Source organism: Brevibacillus reuszeri (assembly GCF_002897295.1).
GTDB lineage: Bacteria > Bacillota > Bacilli > Brevibacillales > Brevibacillaceae > Brevibacillus > Brevibacillus reuszeri_A.
In genome coordinates this window covers 386,426-401,522 of the sequence record NZ_BEXF01000004.1, presented here as the reverse complement: position 1 = coordinate 401,522, position 15,097 = coordinate 386,426, and the positions used below count along the sequence as shown (strand labels likewise).

The window sequence follows — 15,097 nt, the reverse complement described above, 5'->3', positions numbered from 1 at the left end:
GAGGTTTGCCGCCAACTTCCTTCAGATTCCACCTCACGGTGGACACCCTTGTCTTAGGCTAATGGTTACTACTGCCTTCACCATTCGGGACTTTAACCCTAGAGATAACGCCCATGCTGGGCGCACATGGAAGAAAGGCAAGGGACATCTCCCCTGCCTTTTTCTTATGAAAACAGATTCATGCTAAGGTATCTCTCACCCGTATCTGGCGCGATGCAGACGACACGCTTGCCAGCACCTAACCGCTTCGCAATCGTGATCGCCGCAAAGACGGAAGCCCCTGAGGACGGTCCGACCAGTATCCCTTCCAACGCTCCCAGCTGTCTCATCGTTTGCAGGGCATCCTCATCTGCAATTTGCATGATTTCATCGTAGATGCCAGTATTGAGGATTTTTGGAATAAATCCCGGGCTCGTTCCGACCAGCTTGTGCGGTCCTGGCTTCCCCCCTGACAAAACCGGTGAGCCTTTTGGTTCGACTACGGCAATGTAGAGCTCAGGCAGCTTTTCGCGCAATGCCTCTCCTGTTCCCGTGATCGTTCCGCCGGTTCCAGCAGTAGCTACGAATGCATCCAGACGCCCGTTTGTTTGTGTATAGATTTCTTTTGCCGTCGTCACGCGGTGAATGTCCGGGTTTGCCTTATTTTCGAATTGCTTGGGAATAAAGCTGCGTGGAATCTCCTTTTGCAGCTCCTCGGCTTTGGCGATGGCTCCTGGCATACGCAATTCACTCGGAGTCAATACAACCTCGGCTCCATATGCTTTCAAAATATTAATTCGCTCTTTGGACATATTGTCAGGCATAACCAGAATCGCCCGATAGCCTTTGGCCGCGGCATTCATCGCCAGGCCGATACCCGTATTGCCACTCGTTGGCTCAATAATCGTATCCCCTGGCTGGATCAAGCCAGCTTGTTCGGCAGTCAAAATCAAATTGTAGGCTGCGCGATCCTTTACACTGCCAGATGGATTGAATTTTTCCAACTTTACGTAGACCTGAGCCGCTCCTTCAGGAACCATGCGATTCAATCGAACCATCGGTGTATTCCCGATCAACTCTGTTATATTTTGATATACGCTCATCGTCACCCTCCTGTAAAACATGCTCTAATGTCTTTATAGCCAGCGATTCCATAGTAATACAATAAGAATAATACAATTAATCCTTTCTGAAAACCCGTATATAAGGAAAAAGCCCACCTCCTCCATGTGCTTTTGGAAAAAGGTGAGCGCTTCTATTATCTCCTGATCTCGTTAAAAAGCATACTTGGTCTTCGTCTGGCTGATGACATTGACAGCATCCTGATACAGCTTGTTTGCTGACTGCTTCAACCCTGCCTGTTCTTTCTCGATAGTGGCTAGCTGCTGTTTCGCCTTTTGTATGGCTTCGGTTCCTGTTTTGATCGCTTGATTCACTGTTTCTTCACGCTTTTGCGCATCAGGGACCGTTGCTTTGATTTCCTCCCATACACTCTTGATGTCTTTTATATCGGTTTCCAAAACTGCGATTAAGTCATTCATGCTCTTCTTCTTTTCCTGAATCGTCGCATCCATCGTATTCATGCCATCAACCAGCACCTTCATACTGCTTGCTGTTCCTTGCATGACTTCAAATTCTGTTTTATGGATACTTGGCTGCTTCGCATACTGGCCTAGCTCATCCAAAAGGCCTTGCAATTCTGTCACTTGCTCCTGATTGAAGCTGGTTTCTTCTGAAAATTGGATTTCCGTCAAATACTGTGCCGTTTCGAGAAGGTCGGCAGCAAGCTTGGTCGTCCGTTCCACTTTCTTCGCAAAATCGACTCGTTCCTGTTCTTTGGCCCTGCGCTCTGCTACTTCTTTTTTCTTTTGCTCTGCTTCCTGCGTCACCTGTTCGGTTAAATCTTGTAGCTTCTTTTCATAGGTTGCCGCCTGACTCGCGAGAAGCTTGGTTTCAGTTGATTGAATATCCGCAATCGCTCCTTGGAAAACCAGCTCCTCGGCACTCACAGTCGCATGTAATTCCGCTCCACTGTCTGGCTGCGGCTTTAGAATCAGCTTTCCTCCGTCTATCGTCCCTGTATATTCCTGCGTATCGCTTTTAAGAGTGGGAATATCGTCTGTGTCTTTTTCTACTTTTGCTGCTGAAATTTCTACCTTCACATTTTTCTCATCTGGCGTTACCTTTGCATAAAGAAGCTGCGAGCTATCTTCATACAAATACCCTTCTGCCAATGACAACGGACTCAAATATCGGTAACCCGCGAATCCTAGTGCCACTACGACGATCAGTGCAATAATGATGATGGTGGCTTTGTTTTTTCCCCGCATAATGCTACTCCTTTACCTGCTTTTTGTATGACGATCGGCCTGCTTAAATTGCCAAAATGCCCCATAGATTCATCATACATGAAGGCTTGCGCCAAACCCTATGAGTCAAAAGACCAATTCATATGAAAGAACTTCCTCGTAGGAAGAAGTTCTCTTTCGCATTTATTTTACTGTTTCGATCTGAACATTTTCTGCAACGATCTTCCACTCGGTTAAAGGGCAATCAAACAAGACATGCAGCTCAAATCCACGATCAGTGGCGTAAATCTCATTGTAGAGCCAGTAGTTCTGGCGTAGGATACTCTGCTCGTATGGAATAATCATGAATATAGGGATGAAAGGTAGTGGGCAGGAACCCTAGTAGATCCGCTTTGCGCTCTTCTATCTCACTTTGAAAGTTCGCCTTGTAATCGATCCCCTCTGACTTGTAATACGTACTCTTTTCTTCCCAGTCTTCCCGAGTTTCAGGAAAGGTTAAAAATCCGTATACCTGCATTTCCTTATACCAATCTATCGTAAAATAGTTCACGGACTCGCTCCTTTGTTATTGATGGATAAATTTTACATGATAAGAGTAGCACAAGCTTGACTTATTTCAAAACATAGTAATTTCATACATATTTCTGGATGCGGTCATATAAGCATGGTATAATTTGGAATAGATTGACAATAGTTTATTTATAGTTAAAGGATGAGGTGTGACATGAAATTTGTTACCAGACGGGATTTATGGTTATCGATCACCATTTGGGTCTGCATCCTGTTCAGTGTTTTTTCTGGACTTTCCCCTTTTTTTATTAGCGGCATAGATGCTGTCGGTGGGACAATCGTTTTCATTATCTGCTTTGCCGTTGCTGGTTTGTTAGCCTGGATCTGGCTGGGAACAGTCTATTATGTAACGGAATCAGCTCTGCTTGTTTACAGTGGGCCACTCAAAAAAACCATTCCTCTGCAAAGCATCACAAGTGTCAAGCCAGTCACCTCTATCGTTGCAAGTGCAGCGACCTCCAGCAAACGACTTGAAATACTCTACAACAAGTATGATTTAATCTACATCTCTCCCCTCGAAGAAGACGCCTTTTTGGCAGAAGTTCAAAGTCGCTGCCCTAGGGCTACCGTTCAATCTCGTTAATTGCTTTTAAAACAAACAGCCCTGCGACACATAAGGGTCTGTTGCAGGGCTCCATGATCGTTTTCGTTTATTTGACTAAGCCTGCTCGCAGCTCTTTCACGCCAAATTCCAGATACGCCTTTAGGCAGGTCAATACAAACACCCAGCCTTCTTTATTATCAACCAGCTTGCTTACGAACTCAGGATCATCTTGTGAAAAGCCTTCTTCATTCACTTCGATTACGGTACGAGCCTCAGCCACTTCTTGCAGAGCAATGGTAACAACATGCTCTTCCCCAGGTCCTTCCCAGACAAACACGATTTTTTGGTTGCGCTCGACTTCCTTCACTTTGATGACAACGGTTGCATTGTATTCCTCATACCTGAGCGTAATCGTTTTGCCTGCTTCCCATCTATCTGAGCTGGACGAAAACCAAAAATTCCCGATTTTTGCAGGGTCAACAAAGGCTTCGAACACTTCATGAGCAGGTCGCCCGATCGAAAATTTCGTTAGAATGTTCATATATTCATTCATCCCTCTTTCTATGTTGTTTCCTGTCCGCGAAAAAAATCTTCTTGCTCCTATTGAAACATTCCAAAACATACCTCGTCAAACGGAGTGTAACACTAACAACTAGACGAGGTGATCGCTATGAAAATCAATCGCACTCTGCTTACTCTTTCTACATTTGCTGTCATGGCTCTATCTATTGCCCAACCAAGCTTTGCACAAACAACTCCGTTTACAGACCTGGCGAATGTAGCTGCCAAAGATAAAATTCTTGCCCTGCAACAAATGGGTACAATTCAAGGTGTAGAGGATTCTCATTTTATGCCAGACGCTACAGTGACAGCTGCGCAAGGGATTCAATTGATTGTAAAAGCCTTGGACCTGAACCTGGATACGATCCGCTTTATTAAAGAACCAAAAGCAACCGACTACTTTTCAAAAGCGGACAACAATGGCTGGTATGCAAATGCGCTCATCGTCGCAGCGAACAACGGCTTTGACTTGCCAGCTGACCTGGACCCTAATCAGGTTTGGACCAAAGAAGAGTTCATTCATCAGCTAATGCTCGTGATGGAGCGTCACGGTAATTTGCCAATGATCAAGATCGTTCCCGTCGAGTTTGGGGATGCTGATCAATTGACTGTTCAATACCAAGGCACGATTCAGCGCTCACTTGTCCTCGGGATCACCGCGCTGGATGCAGATAAATTGCTTCATCCGAAAGATGCCATCACACGCAAAGAAGCTGCCGAGATCATCTACAATGCAGTTGAATATTTGAAAGCACACCCAGGACCAAAAGGTGAGGAGCCTAATACAAAAGGTCAATGACGGGTGATTGCCCATCATTCCATGCGATGTCAATCGTCCGCGGGTGATGGGCTTTGTGTATAGGCTCGCCTATTTGGTCTCCATACACTTGCCGATAGTCCACAAGCAGTTGCTCAGGCAAACCCCATTACTTACATAACCGATAAGACGCCGCCTTTTTTCCTTTTTTCCAAAAACAGCTGTTGAAAACCAAGGATTCTCCAGAGAAAATTGCTCAAAGTCAAAATGAAGAAAAGAACCTGATTCAATACTACGTTACCCAGTCGACCGCCTCCAGCAAGTAAGAAGCATAAGGACGTCCATTCCTTCACACGCTACTAGTAAAAGGTGGTGGATATTTATGGACAAGAAGCAAACAGCTCCGAATGACGAGCCAACGGTTGCCCCTAGTATGTACGGTCATGACCCGCTTGAAGAAAAAGCGAGCGAACAGGAGATAGAAAAAGGTGATTACACCTCTGTTACAAGACTTTTTGTTGACCGGACTCCAGAGGATTGAGGAAAACTAGTACACAGCAATGCCCCCGCTTCACTCCTTAAGTGGCACGGGGGCAACGTTCTTCCGATTTCAAATTGCAGTTTCTCTCTTTGGAACTATCTCTATGACTTCGTGACAATTGGTGGATTTGAGGCTGGCAAATCTACTGCACTCTCTTCAGCTGCACCTGCCGCTGGCTCTGGTGAACGTTGCAAAATATATGCCGCACATAGAATGAGGACACCACCAACGATTTGAATGAAATACAGCTGCTGTGCCAAAAAAATTGCGGCAAGAACCGAACCGACAACTGGCTCAAAGATTTGCAGCATGGATGACCTCGTAGCCCCGATCATTCGAATCCCGGTCAAGAGCATCATGGTAGGGATCGCAGCCGCAATGACACCTGCAAACATCAGCAGCGGCCAATGAGAAGCATCCTGAAATGGCAGCAAGATAGCATCTTTGTCTCCGAACGAAAAGCCAATGATAGCAAAAGCGAGCGCACCTGCGATCAGAAAGATCGTAGTCGCATAAGATGCCGGCACACTGGAGTAACCGCTTCGCCCAACTAAAATATACACAGACATGCCTACTGCTGCCACCAGTGCCAGAACAATTCCGATCCAGTCAAACCGAACTGCCTCACCAGTCATTTGCCCCAAAATAGCCATCGTGCTGCCCCCTAAGGCAAGTAGCAGCGCGATGAATTTCGCTTTGGTCAATTTTTCACGACCGGTGATTGAACTGATCAAGGTGACGATTGCCGGATTGATGTAGAAGAGCAAATAGGCGAGTGCCACCGTCAAGTGAACGAATGCGTAAAAGATGGCGAGACTATACCTCATAAATGCCAGTGCGCCAATGCACAGGTTACGCAGCTGTGTTTTCGGAATCTGCGAAAACGGAACTCGGTCCTGAAGTGCAGGCCGCCCAACACCAAAGAGTAGAAGAATGATCATGGCTAATGCTCCAAAGGTTTCACGCCACGCAGCAAATGCGACAGGGCTCATACCAGATTCAAACGCTACATTGGTTAAAACACCAAGCGTAGAAAATAGTGCCGCCGCAGCCAGAACGATGATGATCCCTTTTAATTGATCGTTCATGAATAACCGCCCACCTTCACTGGATTTAAGCAGTTCACATTCTTATATTGCTTCAAAGCATTCTCCTCGCTACGGAATCCATGTATACTTCAGCTGCTTCGCTGTTACATTTTTGCCAATTTCAAATGTCATGAGGTCATTGCCAACGATCACATTTCCATCATAGACTGACTGCGTTCTGTAAAGGAGATTGGCCTCGGGCTCACTCAAGTCCCCAAGCAAAACGATATGAGTGTAAACGGCGAGCTTTGGCCTTGTCAGTTGAAATACTTTTCCCGCTTGCTCAGGTGTCGTATGAATCGATACAATTTTGTTGAAAGCTTTTATTTTTTTCAAATCCTCTGGCCTTGCAGCTATGACCTCGTGGATCAATAGGTCTACTCCTTTCCCATACTTGATGATATTTTCGTTGTACGACGTATCACCAGAGATAACGACCGAGCGTCCCTTGTAATTAATCCGGTACCCATATGCCGGGTCAATATCGTGATCCACGAGAAAAGCGATCACCTGGACTCCATTCTTTTCATAAACAACCCCGGGCTCAATATCATGACCAATCGTTTCAGCACCTGTCGGGACGATATAACCATTTTCGATCCGGGTATCAATATCGGGTTTGAAAGCCTTTTTCAAATCCTCCATCATCTGCTTCGTGCCAGTAGGTCCCCAAACTTCGAATTCTGTTGACCGATGACCTGTAGTCGTTAACGTGCCGGTGAGCCAAATATCCGGTATCCCGATCAAATGATCGGAGTGGAGATGCGTGATGAACAGCTTATTGATCTCCCCTGGCAAAACGTTGATCTGATTTAAACGCAGGGCTGCACCTCTTCCCGCGTCAAACAGCAGTTTTTCACTTCCTGCCTCAATCAAGGTAGACGTACCGAAACGCTCCATACTCAATAGCGGTGAACCCGTGCCAAGCAGGGTTACTTTCATATCCGCTTCCTTGTTTCCCTCTATTGCGGGATTATCATTGGCGTACATGATAGATGGTGACAAAGCTCCGGTCAGTGTCATGGCAAATGACAAGATAGCAGAATACACACCTAGCCTGACTTTTTTCATCTGCGATTCCCCTCCTGATCATGGTTGGCATGGATCATTACGCGTAGACGGCACCTGTAATATGCCTAGCTGCTGTACTCATCATCAAATCAACTTGCTCGGAGCCCAGTGTTTTGCGAATAACCTCGGAGCGTACGCCCAGTAATTCCTTTGGCCATTGTGCTGCGGCTGCGCCATATATTCTAGACCAAAGCTGAGTTTTTTCGACAGTCGGTCTCATGACAGTCTCCCAGCCTTTGAGTGCTGTAGCGATGTCGAACTTGTCCAGCTGCTTCGCTAATTCCAGCGCACTCGTAATACTTACCCCTGCCCCTTGCCCCAGATTAGGCTCCATTCCATGTGCAGCATCGCCAAGCAGCGCCACTCTACCTTTTGACCATGACTTCAGATAAATATAATAGAAATGACGGTCTAATCTTGTCTGTGTGATTCGGTTAATGACTGATTCCAAATGAGGAAATGAAGCAAGCCATGCGTCTTTATTCATCGGATCGGAAAGCCCCTCCTCGTCATCGGAGGAAGCCGTTAAATACACATACATATACTCCGCTGTAGAAGGGGAAATCCCTATCCGGCGATAGCCTGACCAATGCTCCATCGCCAGTCCTTTTCTGTCAGCTTCGATTCTTGGGATCATGGCTCTCAGCGCGCCGTTGTTCATCTTTTCAACGGTGTGCTCGATGTTTAGTGCATTTCGTACATTCGAGTAAACGCCGTCTGCTCCAATGACGAGATCGGCCTTTATCGTTTTTCCATTTTCCAAGCTGATGCTTCCGGATGGGTCCACACATACGGCCCGCGCACTCGTTTCAAGCTGTACCCCTGCCTTCTGTGCTGCTCGAACCAAAGCGCTGTGGACATCCTTGCGAGGAATAATGCAGAATCGATTCGCATTCGAAAACGGAGTAGAATGAATGAGCTCTTGGTTTTCATCGATCATATCTAACTGGGTAATGAATTCGACCTGCTTGCAAGCTTCTTCATATACACCGATTGCTTCTAGCACCCGCAGCCCATTTTCCCACGTATAAAGACCTGCCCCGATTTCTCTGAGCTCTGCGGATCTTTCTAAAATTTGTACGTCCCAGCCCCTCAGTGCCAGAGCTGTTCCCAGTGTTAATCCCGATAATCCTGCACCAGCGATGACAACCGTTTTCTTACTCACGCTGCTTACCCCCTGTCATTTTCTGCCGTTTGGTTATCTGCATACTTTTCCTATGAACGAACTATATCAGACGCGTTCTTTGCAGTTTTGAGCGCGAATTGCATCTGCACGACCTCTTTAGCCAAGCTCGTAATTCTTGTTAACACTTCTTGATCCTGGATTTCATTTTGCTGATTGAAATGGTCAGTATGGGCATAGACGTATCCAGGAGCCACATATGCCCGGAAATAACCCGCAATTGGCTTCAACTGATTTTCAACCACCAGAAAATGCTGATAGGTTCCCCCATTAGCAACAAACCCTATTACCTTATTGCGCAATGCCTGGGGATGGATGTGATCAAGCAAGTTTTTAAGCGCTCCCGTCATAGAGCCCTGGAAAATAGGAGTTCCAATCACATAAAAGTCTGCCGAAGATACGATGTCGATCACCTTTTTCGTATCATCCGGATAAATCGATGGATCTCTTCCGTCACACATGGAAATTTGGTAGTTACGCAAATCGAGCAATTCAACTTCAATTTCAGGCGCAGCCTGCTTCGCCTCTTCCAAAACTTTATTTACGATAATGCTAGTCTTTGCACCAATGATGGTACCGGATATGCCGAGCAGCTTCACTTTTTCATTCCCTCCTCGTAGAAACTAAGCCTGAAGAGCAGGCTTACTCTTTGATGCCGAGCTCATACGAACCAAACACTTCAATCGCGGAATCAAAGTTCAAATATCCATGCATGGACATGACCTTGACGTCTCTCCAATACACTTGCATCGGGTTCCAATCATAAATCGCAGCCGAACCGCTAAACTGAAACATTTCTTCCACTAGACGACTACAGGTCCGGGCAATGTAGGAATAGTTCCGATGCAGCCTGTCACGCTGCCCCTGATCGAATTGGCCACCGGGGCGAATAACGTCAAGCGCCTTTCTGAGCAGTCCTTCGACAGCATCGAGCTGTGCTGAGATTTCTGTGACTCTTTGCATGAGATGGGTTAGCTTCACAGTGTCATTTTTTGAATTTTTAGACATTCTTTCCCGGATGGATTTTGTATAGGTCTCGTAAGCACCAATCGTAGCCCCAACAATGGTTGAAGTCAGACATGTCGGCAACGCACAAAAAAGTGGAACATGATACTGTACACCAGTATGAACGGACATGCCAGGGCTCACTCCATCCTCCGCCCACTTGCTCAAGCTAATGATTCGATGATCAGGGATAAAGACATCCGTCATTTCAAATCCGTTACTCCCGCTAGCTTTTAATCCAGCAACCTCCCAATTGTCGACGATTTGATAGTCGCTTCTTGGGACGAGGAACATGTATCTCTCAGGCCCTTTCGCTTCCTCAAAAATTTGCTGCGTGCTAGATGCCATTACCCATTCCGAATGATCAATTCCCGATGAAAAAGACCACTCGCCGCTTAGCTGGTACCCGCCTTCAACACGAACGACTTTTTCATTTCTCGGTGGAGCGAATGCAGTAGCGATGTTTGCGTTTGGATTGTCTGCCCAAACCTCCTGTTGCGCTTGTTCCGGCCATGCCGCCAGCATCCACTGATGAACCAGGATAAACGTATAGCACCAGCCTGCCGCAGGGTTTACCTTTGCGACTTCTATCGTCGTATCAACTAGTGCGTCCAAATTCAATTCATGACCACCGAAGCGCGCTGGCTTTAAAATTGTGGCAAGGCCGGAATCGATCACATCTTGAATCGTTTCATCCGGCTGGCGGCGGAGTACTTCTCCCATTCTATTTCGTCCACTAATTTTGGTGGCCAATGCCTTCACTCTATCCATCGCTTCACTATGCGTCATTCGTTTTGCTGCTTGTGCTTCCATCTTTCATGCTCCCCCTTTTTCTTCTAAAAAGCACATTCGATACCCTGGATTGAACGTCTTTCTCTTCTATTGCGTGTGGGTGTTCACCCGATAGCCAAAGACCACGGGTGAACATCTCAAAGAAACAATGTTTTTCAAATCGACACGACTACTGTGCGTTCTTACTTCCCGACTGGCACTCCAGAGGCGTAAGCGCCAGCAAAGTTTACGCCCGCCATACGTTCACCCGTGTAAAACCAATGCCCAACCTCTTCCGGACTTTTTCGTTGCAGAGAAGCTGCAGCTGTTTGGATGCGTTCTAGTGCTGCCAAAGCACGAGCACGCACAGTGAGCAAATCGTAACCAACCAGCTTTCCATTGCGTTTCCGTATGATTCCATCTACGATCACCGTATCCACGTCCGCTGCCGTAGTCTGCAGGACGACTGAACCAGCTGGATAGCTGGACGGAACAAATGCCCGCTTCTGAGAAACGACAATAATATCTGCCTTTTTGCCAGGTGTCAACGAGCCGATTTCTGAACCAAGTCCAAGCGCTTCGGCCCCACCATGCGTTGCCCATTTCAGTGCGTCTCGTACACCCAGGTCAATCCGGGTTGGCATGTGTCCTTTTTTATGAACACAGTCATTATCGATGCAGCGCTGGAACTGCAATCCAAGACGCATTTGAGAAAAGAGATCGCCGGAGCCGACACAGACGATGTCCGTGCTAAACGACGGAGTGATCCCGTACTCAAGACATGCCCGGAATGGTGGAAAGCCCATCCCCATCTGCATTTCGGTCTCAGGTGAGATGGACACCTTCGCCCCGCTGGCTGCAAGAAGCTGCCACTCCGGGTACGTCAACCCATTGCAATGGATATGTAGATGACCTGGTCTGAGCAGACTGTGGTCATTAAGCTCCCGCAATCCCTTCAGCAGAATGGACGTAGAGGCTGCCCCTGTATGTGATGCCACGAGCACATCCAAATCACCGCAAAGCCGTATTTCAGCAGCGGTTTCGGAAAAAGGAATCGTTCCGAAATCACTCAACAGCATCCCCATCCGCAGCCGTGAATCGTTACTGGAGAAAGCTTCCTTCCGCAGTCTCTCGGCATCCCTGAGCCGCTGCGCATGTGCTGTAAATGCAGGCGGCTGAAAATCATAGGCTTGCATCCCATAGGCATAAACCCCGCGAATTCCAGATGCCTGCAGAGAAGCAACAGCAGCAGTGGCATGATCTGGACTGTTCACGCAGTCACAGCAATCCATGATCGTAGTTACGCCAGAATCGATTGCCTCCAGTGCGCCTACCATGGTTGCAGCACCGATATCCTCTGCCCTGACCAGCGCCCCCAGCCCGTAGAAGGTGTTCACCAGAAATTCGGGCAAGGATTCATCCGCAGAGATTGAACGCAAAAGCGACATCCATGTGTGACGATGACTATCCACCATCCCCGGAAGCACGATTCCCCCATCAGCGTCAATCACTTGAGCATCAACACCAGCGAATTCCTCAGCATTGGCCGCTACAGCAACAATGCGATTATTTTCCATCAATACTGCTCCACTCGGCAAATCTCCGAGCTGGTCATCCATCGTGATGACATACCCTCCGGTGACAACGGTGCGATTGATGCTCATCGTTTGATCTCCCCTTACTTGTTTTTAAACATTCACTACCACAGTCAAGCATCACACCTAAACAGCAGACACAAACTCACTAATTTCCTTTACTACTGCGTCAGGAGATTCCAGCGTAGGGAAATGCGTTTCCCCTTGGATGAATCGATAACCAAACCAAGGATTTTCCACGATAAAGCTATCTTGCATGTTTTCATAGCCAGCGACAGGAGCTTGTGAATAAATGTGAATAATCGGACGTTTTTGTTCAAGTGCAGACATACGCTGAAGTGGAGATCCCCACTTTTTGTATGCGCTTTCAATCACACGGCATGAACGAGCCCACATATCAAAACCAAAGCTAGCCATTTCTTTGTCCAAATGATCGATGACCGCACGGTTTGTGCTTATTCCGAGCCAATGATCAAACAAGCTCTGGCGTCCTGCCATCCACCGCTCTGGGTCCTGAATTTCCTGAAGGTCTTTGATGAATGCTTCCCCCGCTTCGATCATGATCCAGTCGATTACAATGGTGCGTGGAACCCTTGCAATACCCAGCCGCTCAGTCAACTCGATGTTTGCCCAGCCGCCATGTGAGGTGGAAACGGGAACAATCTGATCAATGCCAAGCGCATCCAGCACCGCAATAACGTCATCTGCCTGTTCACTCGGACCAAAATCAGCTACAGGACGCTCGGGATGGCTATGTCCGCGCCAGTTTATGCGAATGACCTTATGCTTTTTAGCCAATGGCTCGACAATGTAGTTAAACAGCCGATAATCCTGGCACCAGCCGCTTACCAATAACACTGCCGGTCCTTCTGCGTCGCCATGAATATCGTACGTAATTTCATGATTGTTAACGGTGATCGTTTGCAATTGGTTCAATTCTTTCGTACCCATTTTGATCAGCTCCATTTTCATTTAGTAGACGTTGAATCGATGCTTTAACCACTGACCACTCATCTGCCATTGGATCAATGAGTTTAAAGTGTTCTGCTTTGGCAAGCGGCAAAAAAATAACCTGGTCGCCTGCGGCAATCGCAGCTTTTTCGAATTGTTCACTTACCCCAATCGGTACATTGATATCTAGCGCGCCATGAATAAGTACAAGCGGGATTCCAAATGGCAATAAGGCGATTGGTGAGCCTTGTTCATAGCGACTCTGAAGCTCCTTTGGCATTCCCCCTATCAAATCAAATGTAGGATTCTCACTGATGGCCATGATCTTTTCCCTCAATTTATGAATGTCGTGCATCAGTTCCAGATCGCAAACACCTGCAAGACTTATCGCTCCTTTTAGACGCAAGTGTTTGTCCGAATTTTTCAACACACTATCTTGCGGCAGCTTGTGTCGCCCGGCAAGCCACAACGCGAGATGACCACCAGCAGAATGTCCAATTGCGAAAATTCGGTCTTCATCCAGCGGATACGTCTGTGCGAGGGTTCGAACAAAATCTGCAGCGAGCGCACTATCCAGAAATGTTCCTGGCCATCCCCCGCCCGTTTGACCGACCCGGCGGTATTCAATATTCCAGGTTGCTATCCCTAAATCGGTAATAGCTTCAACAAGCTTATTCATGTGGTCCAAATTAACCTTGGCTCTCCAGAAGCCTCCATGAATTACGATAGCAACAGGATGTGGACCTTCCCCGTCCGGGAGCCTCAAGTCCCCAAACTGGTCTGCGTGTTCACCATAAGCAATTCGCCGCACTCGTTTTGATCGTTTTTCTATGGACGTATTCAATCTTCTCACCTCCCTCGCCATATGTTCATCTTCATTGAAAAGGATAACTGTAGCAAGAAAAAATTACCGAAGTAGAGAGGTTTGACTTGCATCTGTACATTCGATGAAGGGTCGGCCACGCTTACCCTGATACTATTCAGCGAAGTTGGAGAGATCCTCCGGAATGATGTGAGTATGAAAATCTACTCGCAGCTCCATTCACTCGCTTCCGGAGGCATCTCGTTTCCGCAATTTTTGCAAGTGCGAAGCTCGACACTGCCATTAAATCCATGAATGGCTTCCTTCACCTGAATTTCAATATTGGTCAATTGAACAGTGACACGGTGCATCTCCTGATCGCATTGGTCGCAAAACCAGACGAAATCCTCCAGCTCTCCCTCTGCCCTGTTTCGTTCGATAACGATGCCAAGCGTGTCCGCTACTCGGTGCGGCGAATGCGGAACATCTGGCGGAAGCAAGAACATCTCGCCTTCCTTGACGGTGATGACTTCACGCTTCCCCTCACGATTGATAATTTCTACGTAGCAATCTCCCTGTAACTGGTAAAAAATTTCTTCTGACGGGTCCACATGAAAATCTCGCCGTTTATTCGGTCCACCGATGACCTGCACCATCAGCTCTGCGTCTTTCCAGATCACTTTATTGTTCACAGGCGGCTTGAGCAGCTCTTTATTCTCTTCAATAAAACGTGTTAAATTGATTGGCAGTAATGTGTTCATGATTTACTCACCTTCCTTTTAAGAAATAATCAAAAAGGGCAGACCCCGACTATTAAAACTAAAAAAGATTAGTTTTAATGAGCCATGGTCTGCCCTTGTTTTTAATCAAGAACCGCCCAATGCTTTGAAAGTAGGTAACAAAGATTCATCATCTTTGCTATTCAGCATTTTTCAGTTGTAGGTTCACTATAAACCAAATTTTCTGATAATGCAACCTATTTATTTTTCGTAAACGACAACCCCAACTGCCGAGTCCTTATCTATATCCCAACCAATATAATGATCGATTACCTTGGCATCTAATATTTTTTCAAAGGCGGCGACACGCTCTTCTTTTATATTTTCCACGTACAGACGTCTTGCCTCAAATATCGTACTTTTCCCTTGAGGTGATTTTAAAATATTTTTCTCCATAGGGGACAGGATGCCTTCAATAAAATAGAGCATTAGGTTGTCGACCATCTTCACTTTTACATCTCGTGGTCCCCTGCCGTTGGTCTTTTTGATAAAAGCACTGACAAACGTGGTTATTTCTTGTTCGATGGAACCTTGATCAGCTGTTTTCTTCATGATTTACCCCCTGTCTCTCTCGCTTTCCTTGTAAAATTG

19 protein-coding genes are annotated in these 15,097 nt (G+C 46.8%); 3 read left to right on the top strand and 16 right to left on the bottom strand.

The genetic code is table 11. From position 1 onward, the window contains the following. Nucleotides 1–164: 164 nt before the first annotated feature. The 4 genes from cysK to C3B52_RS09560 all read right to left on the bottom strand — a co-directional run bounded on the left by cysK (nt 165) and on the right by C3B52_RS09560 (nt 2,838). Nucleotides 165–1,082 carry a cysteine synthase A gene (cysK, locus tag C3B52_RS09570; RefSeq protein WP_103105841.1) on the bottom strand — a complete coding sequence of 306 codons (918 nt, stop codon included), beginning with the start codon at nt 1,080–1,082 and terminating at the stop codon, nt 165–167. A gap of 171 nt (nt 1,083–1,253) precedes the next feature. Continuing rightward, complete coding sequence (locus C3B52_RS09565) at nt 1,254–2,309, bottom strand: hypothetical protein (RefSeq protein WP_103105840.1); 1,056 nt, start codon at nt 2,307–2,309, stop codon at nt 1,254–1,256. A gap of 162 nt (nt 2,310–2,471) precedes the next feature. Continuing rightward, nucleotides 2,472–2,633: a DUF4085 family protein gene (locus C3B52_RS38165; protein WP_164684733.1), complete on the bottom strand. Its 162-nt coding sequence runs from the start codon at nt 2,631–2,633 to the stop codon at nt 2,472–2,474. Further along, nucleotides 2,578–2,838, bottom strand: a complete 261-nt coding sequence (locus C3B52_RS09560; protein WP_164684732.1) for a DUF4085 family protein — start codon at nt 2,836–2,838, stop codon at nt 2,578–2,580. The genes C3B52_RS38165 and C3B52_RS09560 overlap by 56 nt, the downstream gene beginning before the upstream one ends. 174 nt (nt 2,839–3,012) lie before the next feature. Here C3B52_RS09560 and C3B52_RS09555 point away from each other — a divergent pair, with 174 nt between their 5' ends. After that, nucleotides 3,013–3,441, top strand: coding sequence for a PH domain-containing protein (locus tag C3B52_RS09555; protein WP_164684731.1), 429 nt, complete (start codon nt 3,013–3,015; stop codon nt 3,439–3,441). A gap of 67 nt (nt 3,442–3,508) precedes the next feature. Here C3B52_RS09555 and C3B52_RS09550 read toward each other — a convergent pair whose 3' ends face one another. Next, nucleotides 3,509–3,943 (bottom strand): SRPBCC family protein, encoded by a 435-nt coding sequence (locus C3B52_RS09550; RefSeq protein ID WP_103105838.1) that lies wholly within the window; start codon nt 3,941–3,943, stop codon nt 3,509–3,511. Nucleotides 3,944–4,072: 129 nt separating this feature from the next. Between C3B52_RS09550 and C3B52_RS09545 the strand changes: the two genes are divergently transcribed. Further along, the gene (locus C3B52_RS09545; RefSeq protein WP_103105837.1) at nt 4,073–4,762 is read left to right on the top strand and encodes an S-layer homology domain-containing protein; all 690 of its coding nucleotides are present in this window, start codon (nt 4,073–4,075) and stop codon (nt 4,760–4,762) included. Here C3B52_RS09545 and C3B52_RS36355 read toward each other — a convergent pair. Beyond that, entirely contained in the window at nt 4,743–4,883 is a 141-nt protein-coding gene (locus C3B52_RS36355; RefSeq protein WP_164684730.1) for a hypothetical protein, read from the bottom strand. The genes C3B52_RS09545 and C3B52_RS36355 overlap by 20 nt on opposite strands. Nucleotides 4,884–5,102: 219 nt before the next feature. Between C3B52_RS36355 and C3B52_RS36350 the strand changes: the two genes are divergently transcribed. Further along, nucleotides 5,103–5,261, top strand: coding sequence for a hypothetical protein (locus C3B52_RS36350; protein ID WP_164684729.1), 159 nt, complete (start codon nt 5,103–5,105; stop codon nt 5,259–5,261). Nucleotides 5,262–5,362: 101 nt separating this feature from the next. Here C3B52_RS36350 and C3B52_RS09540 read toward each other — a convergent pair whose 3' ends face one another. The 10 genes from C3B52_RS09540 to C3B52_RS09495 form a co-directional block, all read right to left on the bottom strand. After that, nucleotides 5,363–6,349 (bottom strand): DMT family transporter, encoded by a 987-nt coding sequence (locus C3B52_RS09540; protein ID WP_103105836.1) that lies wholly within the window; start codon nt 6,347–6,349, stop codon nt 5,363–5,365. A gap of 69 nt (nt 6,350–6,418) precedes the next feature. Then, nucleotides 6,419–7,420: an MBL fold metallo-hydrolase gene (locus tag C3B52_RS09535; protein WP_103105835.1), complete on the bottom strand. Its 1,002-nt coding sequence runs from the start codon at nt 7,418–7,420 to the stop codon at nt 6,419–6,421. A 37-nt stretch (nt 7,421–7,457) separates the two neighbouring features. After that, entirely contained in the window at nt 7,458–8,585 is a 1,128-nt protein-coding gene (locus C3B52_RS09530; protein WP_103105834.1) for an FAD-dependent oxidoreductase, read from the bottom strand. 50 nt (nt 8,586–8,635) lie between these two features. Continuing rightward, nucleotides 8,636–9,202, bottom strand: a complete 567-nt coding sequence (locus tag C3B52_RS09525) for an NADPH-dependent FMN reductase (protein ID WP_103105833.1) — start codon at nt 9,200–9,202, stop codon at nt 8,636–8,638. 43 nt (nt 9,203–9,245) lie between these two features. After that, on the bottom strand, nt 9,246–10,421 hold the full coding sequence (locus C3B52_RS09520; protein ID WP_103105832.1) for a hypothetical protein: 1,176 nt from the start codon (nt 10,419–10,421) through the stop codon (nt 9,246–9,248). A gap of 161 nt (nt 10,422–10,582) precedes the next feature. Next, the gene (locus tag C3B52_RS09515) at nt 10,583–12,043 is read right to left on the bottom strand and encodes an amidohydrolase family protein (RefSeq protein WP_103105831.1); all 1,461 of its coding nucleotides are present in this window, start codon (nt 12,041–12,043) and stop codon (nt 10,583–10,585) included. Nucleotides 12,044–12,100: 57 nt separating this feature from the next. Beyond that, nucleotides 12,101–12,925, bottom strand: a complete 825-nt coding sequence (locus C3B52_RS09510) for an alpha/beta fold hydrolase (protein ID WP_201264863.1) — start codon at nt 12,923–12,925, stop codon at nt 12,101–12,103. Next, nucleotides 12,882–13,769: an alpha/beta hydrolase family protein gene (locus C3B52_RS09505; protein ID WP_235615650.1), complete on the bottom strand. Its 888-nt coding sequence runs from the start codon at nt 13,767–13,769 to the stop codon at nt 12,882–12,884. Before C3B52_RS09505 ends, C3B52_RS09510 begins: the two co-directional genes overlap by 44 nt. Nucleotides 13,770–13,951: 182 nt before the next feature. After that, nucleotides 13,952–14,491 (bottom strand): 3-hydroxyanthranilate 3,4-dioxygenase, encoded by a 540-nt coding sequence (locus C3B52_RS09500; protein ID WP_373419716.1) that lies wholly within the window; start codon nt 14,489–14,491, stop codon nt 13,952–13,954. Nucleotides 14,492–14,707: 216 nt separating this feature from the next. Beyond that, on the bottom strand, nt 14,708–15,058 hold the full coding sequence (locus tag C3B52_RS09495; protein ID WP_103105828.1) for a DUF2294 domain-containing protein: 351 nt from the start codon (nt 15,056–15,058) through the stop codon (nt 14,708–14,710). Between the last annotated feature and the right edge of the window lie 39 nt (nt 15,059–15,097).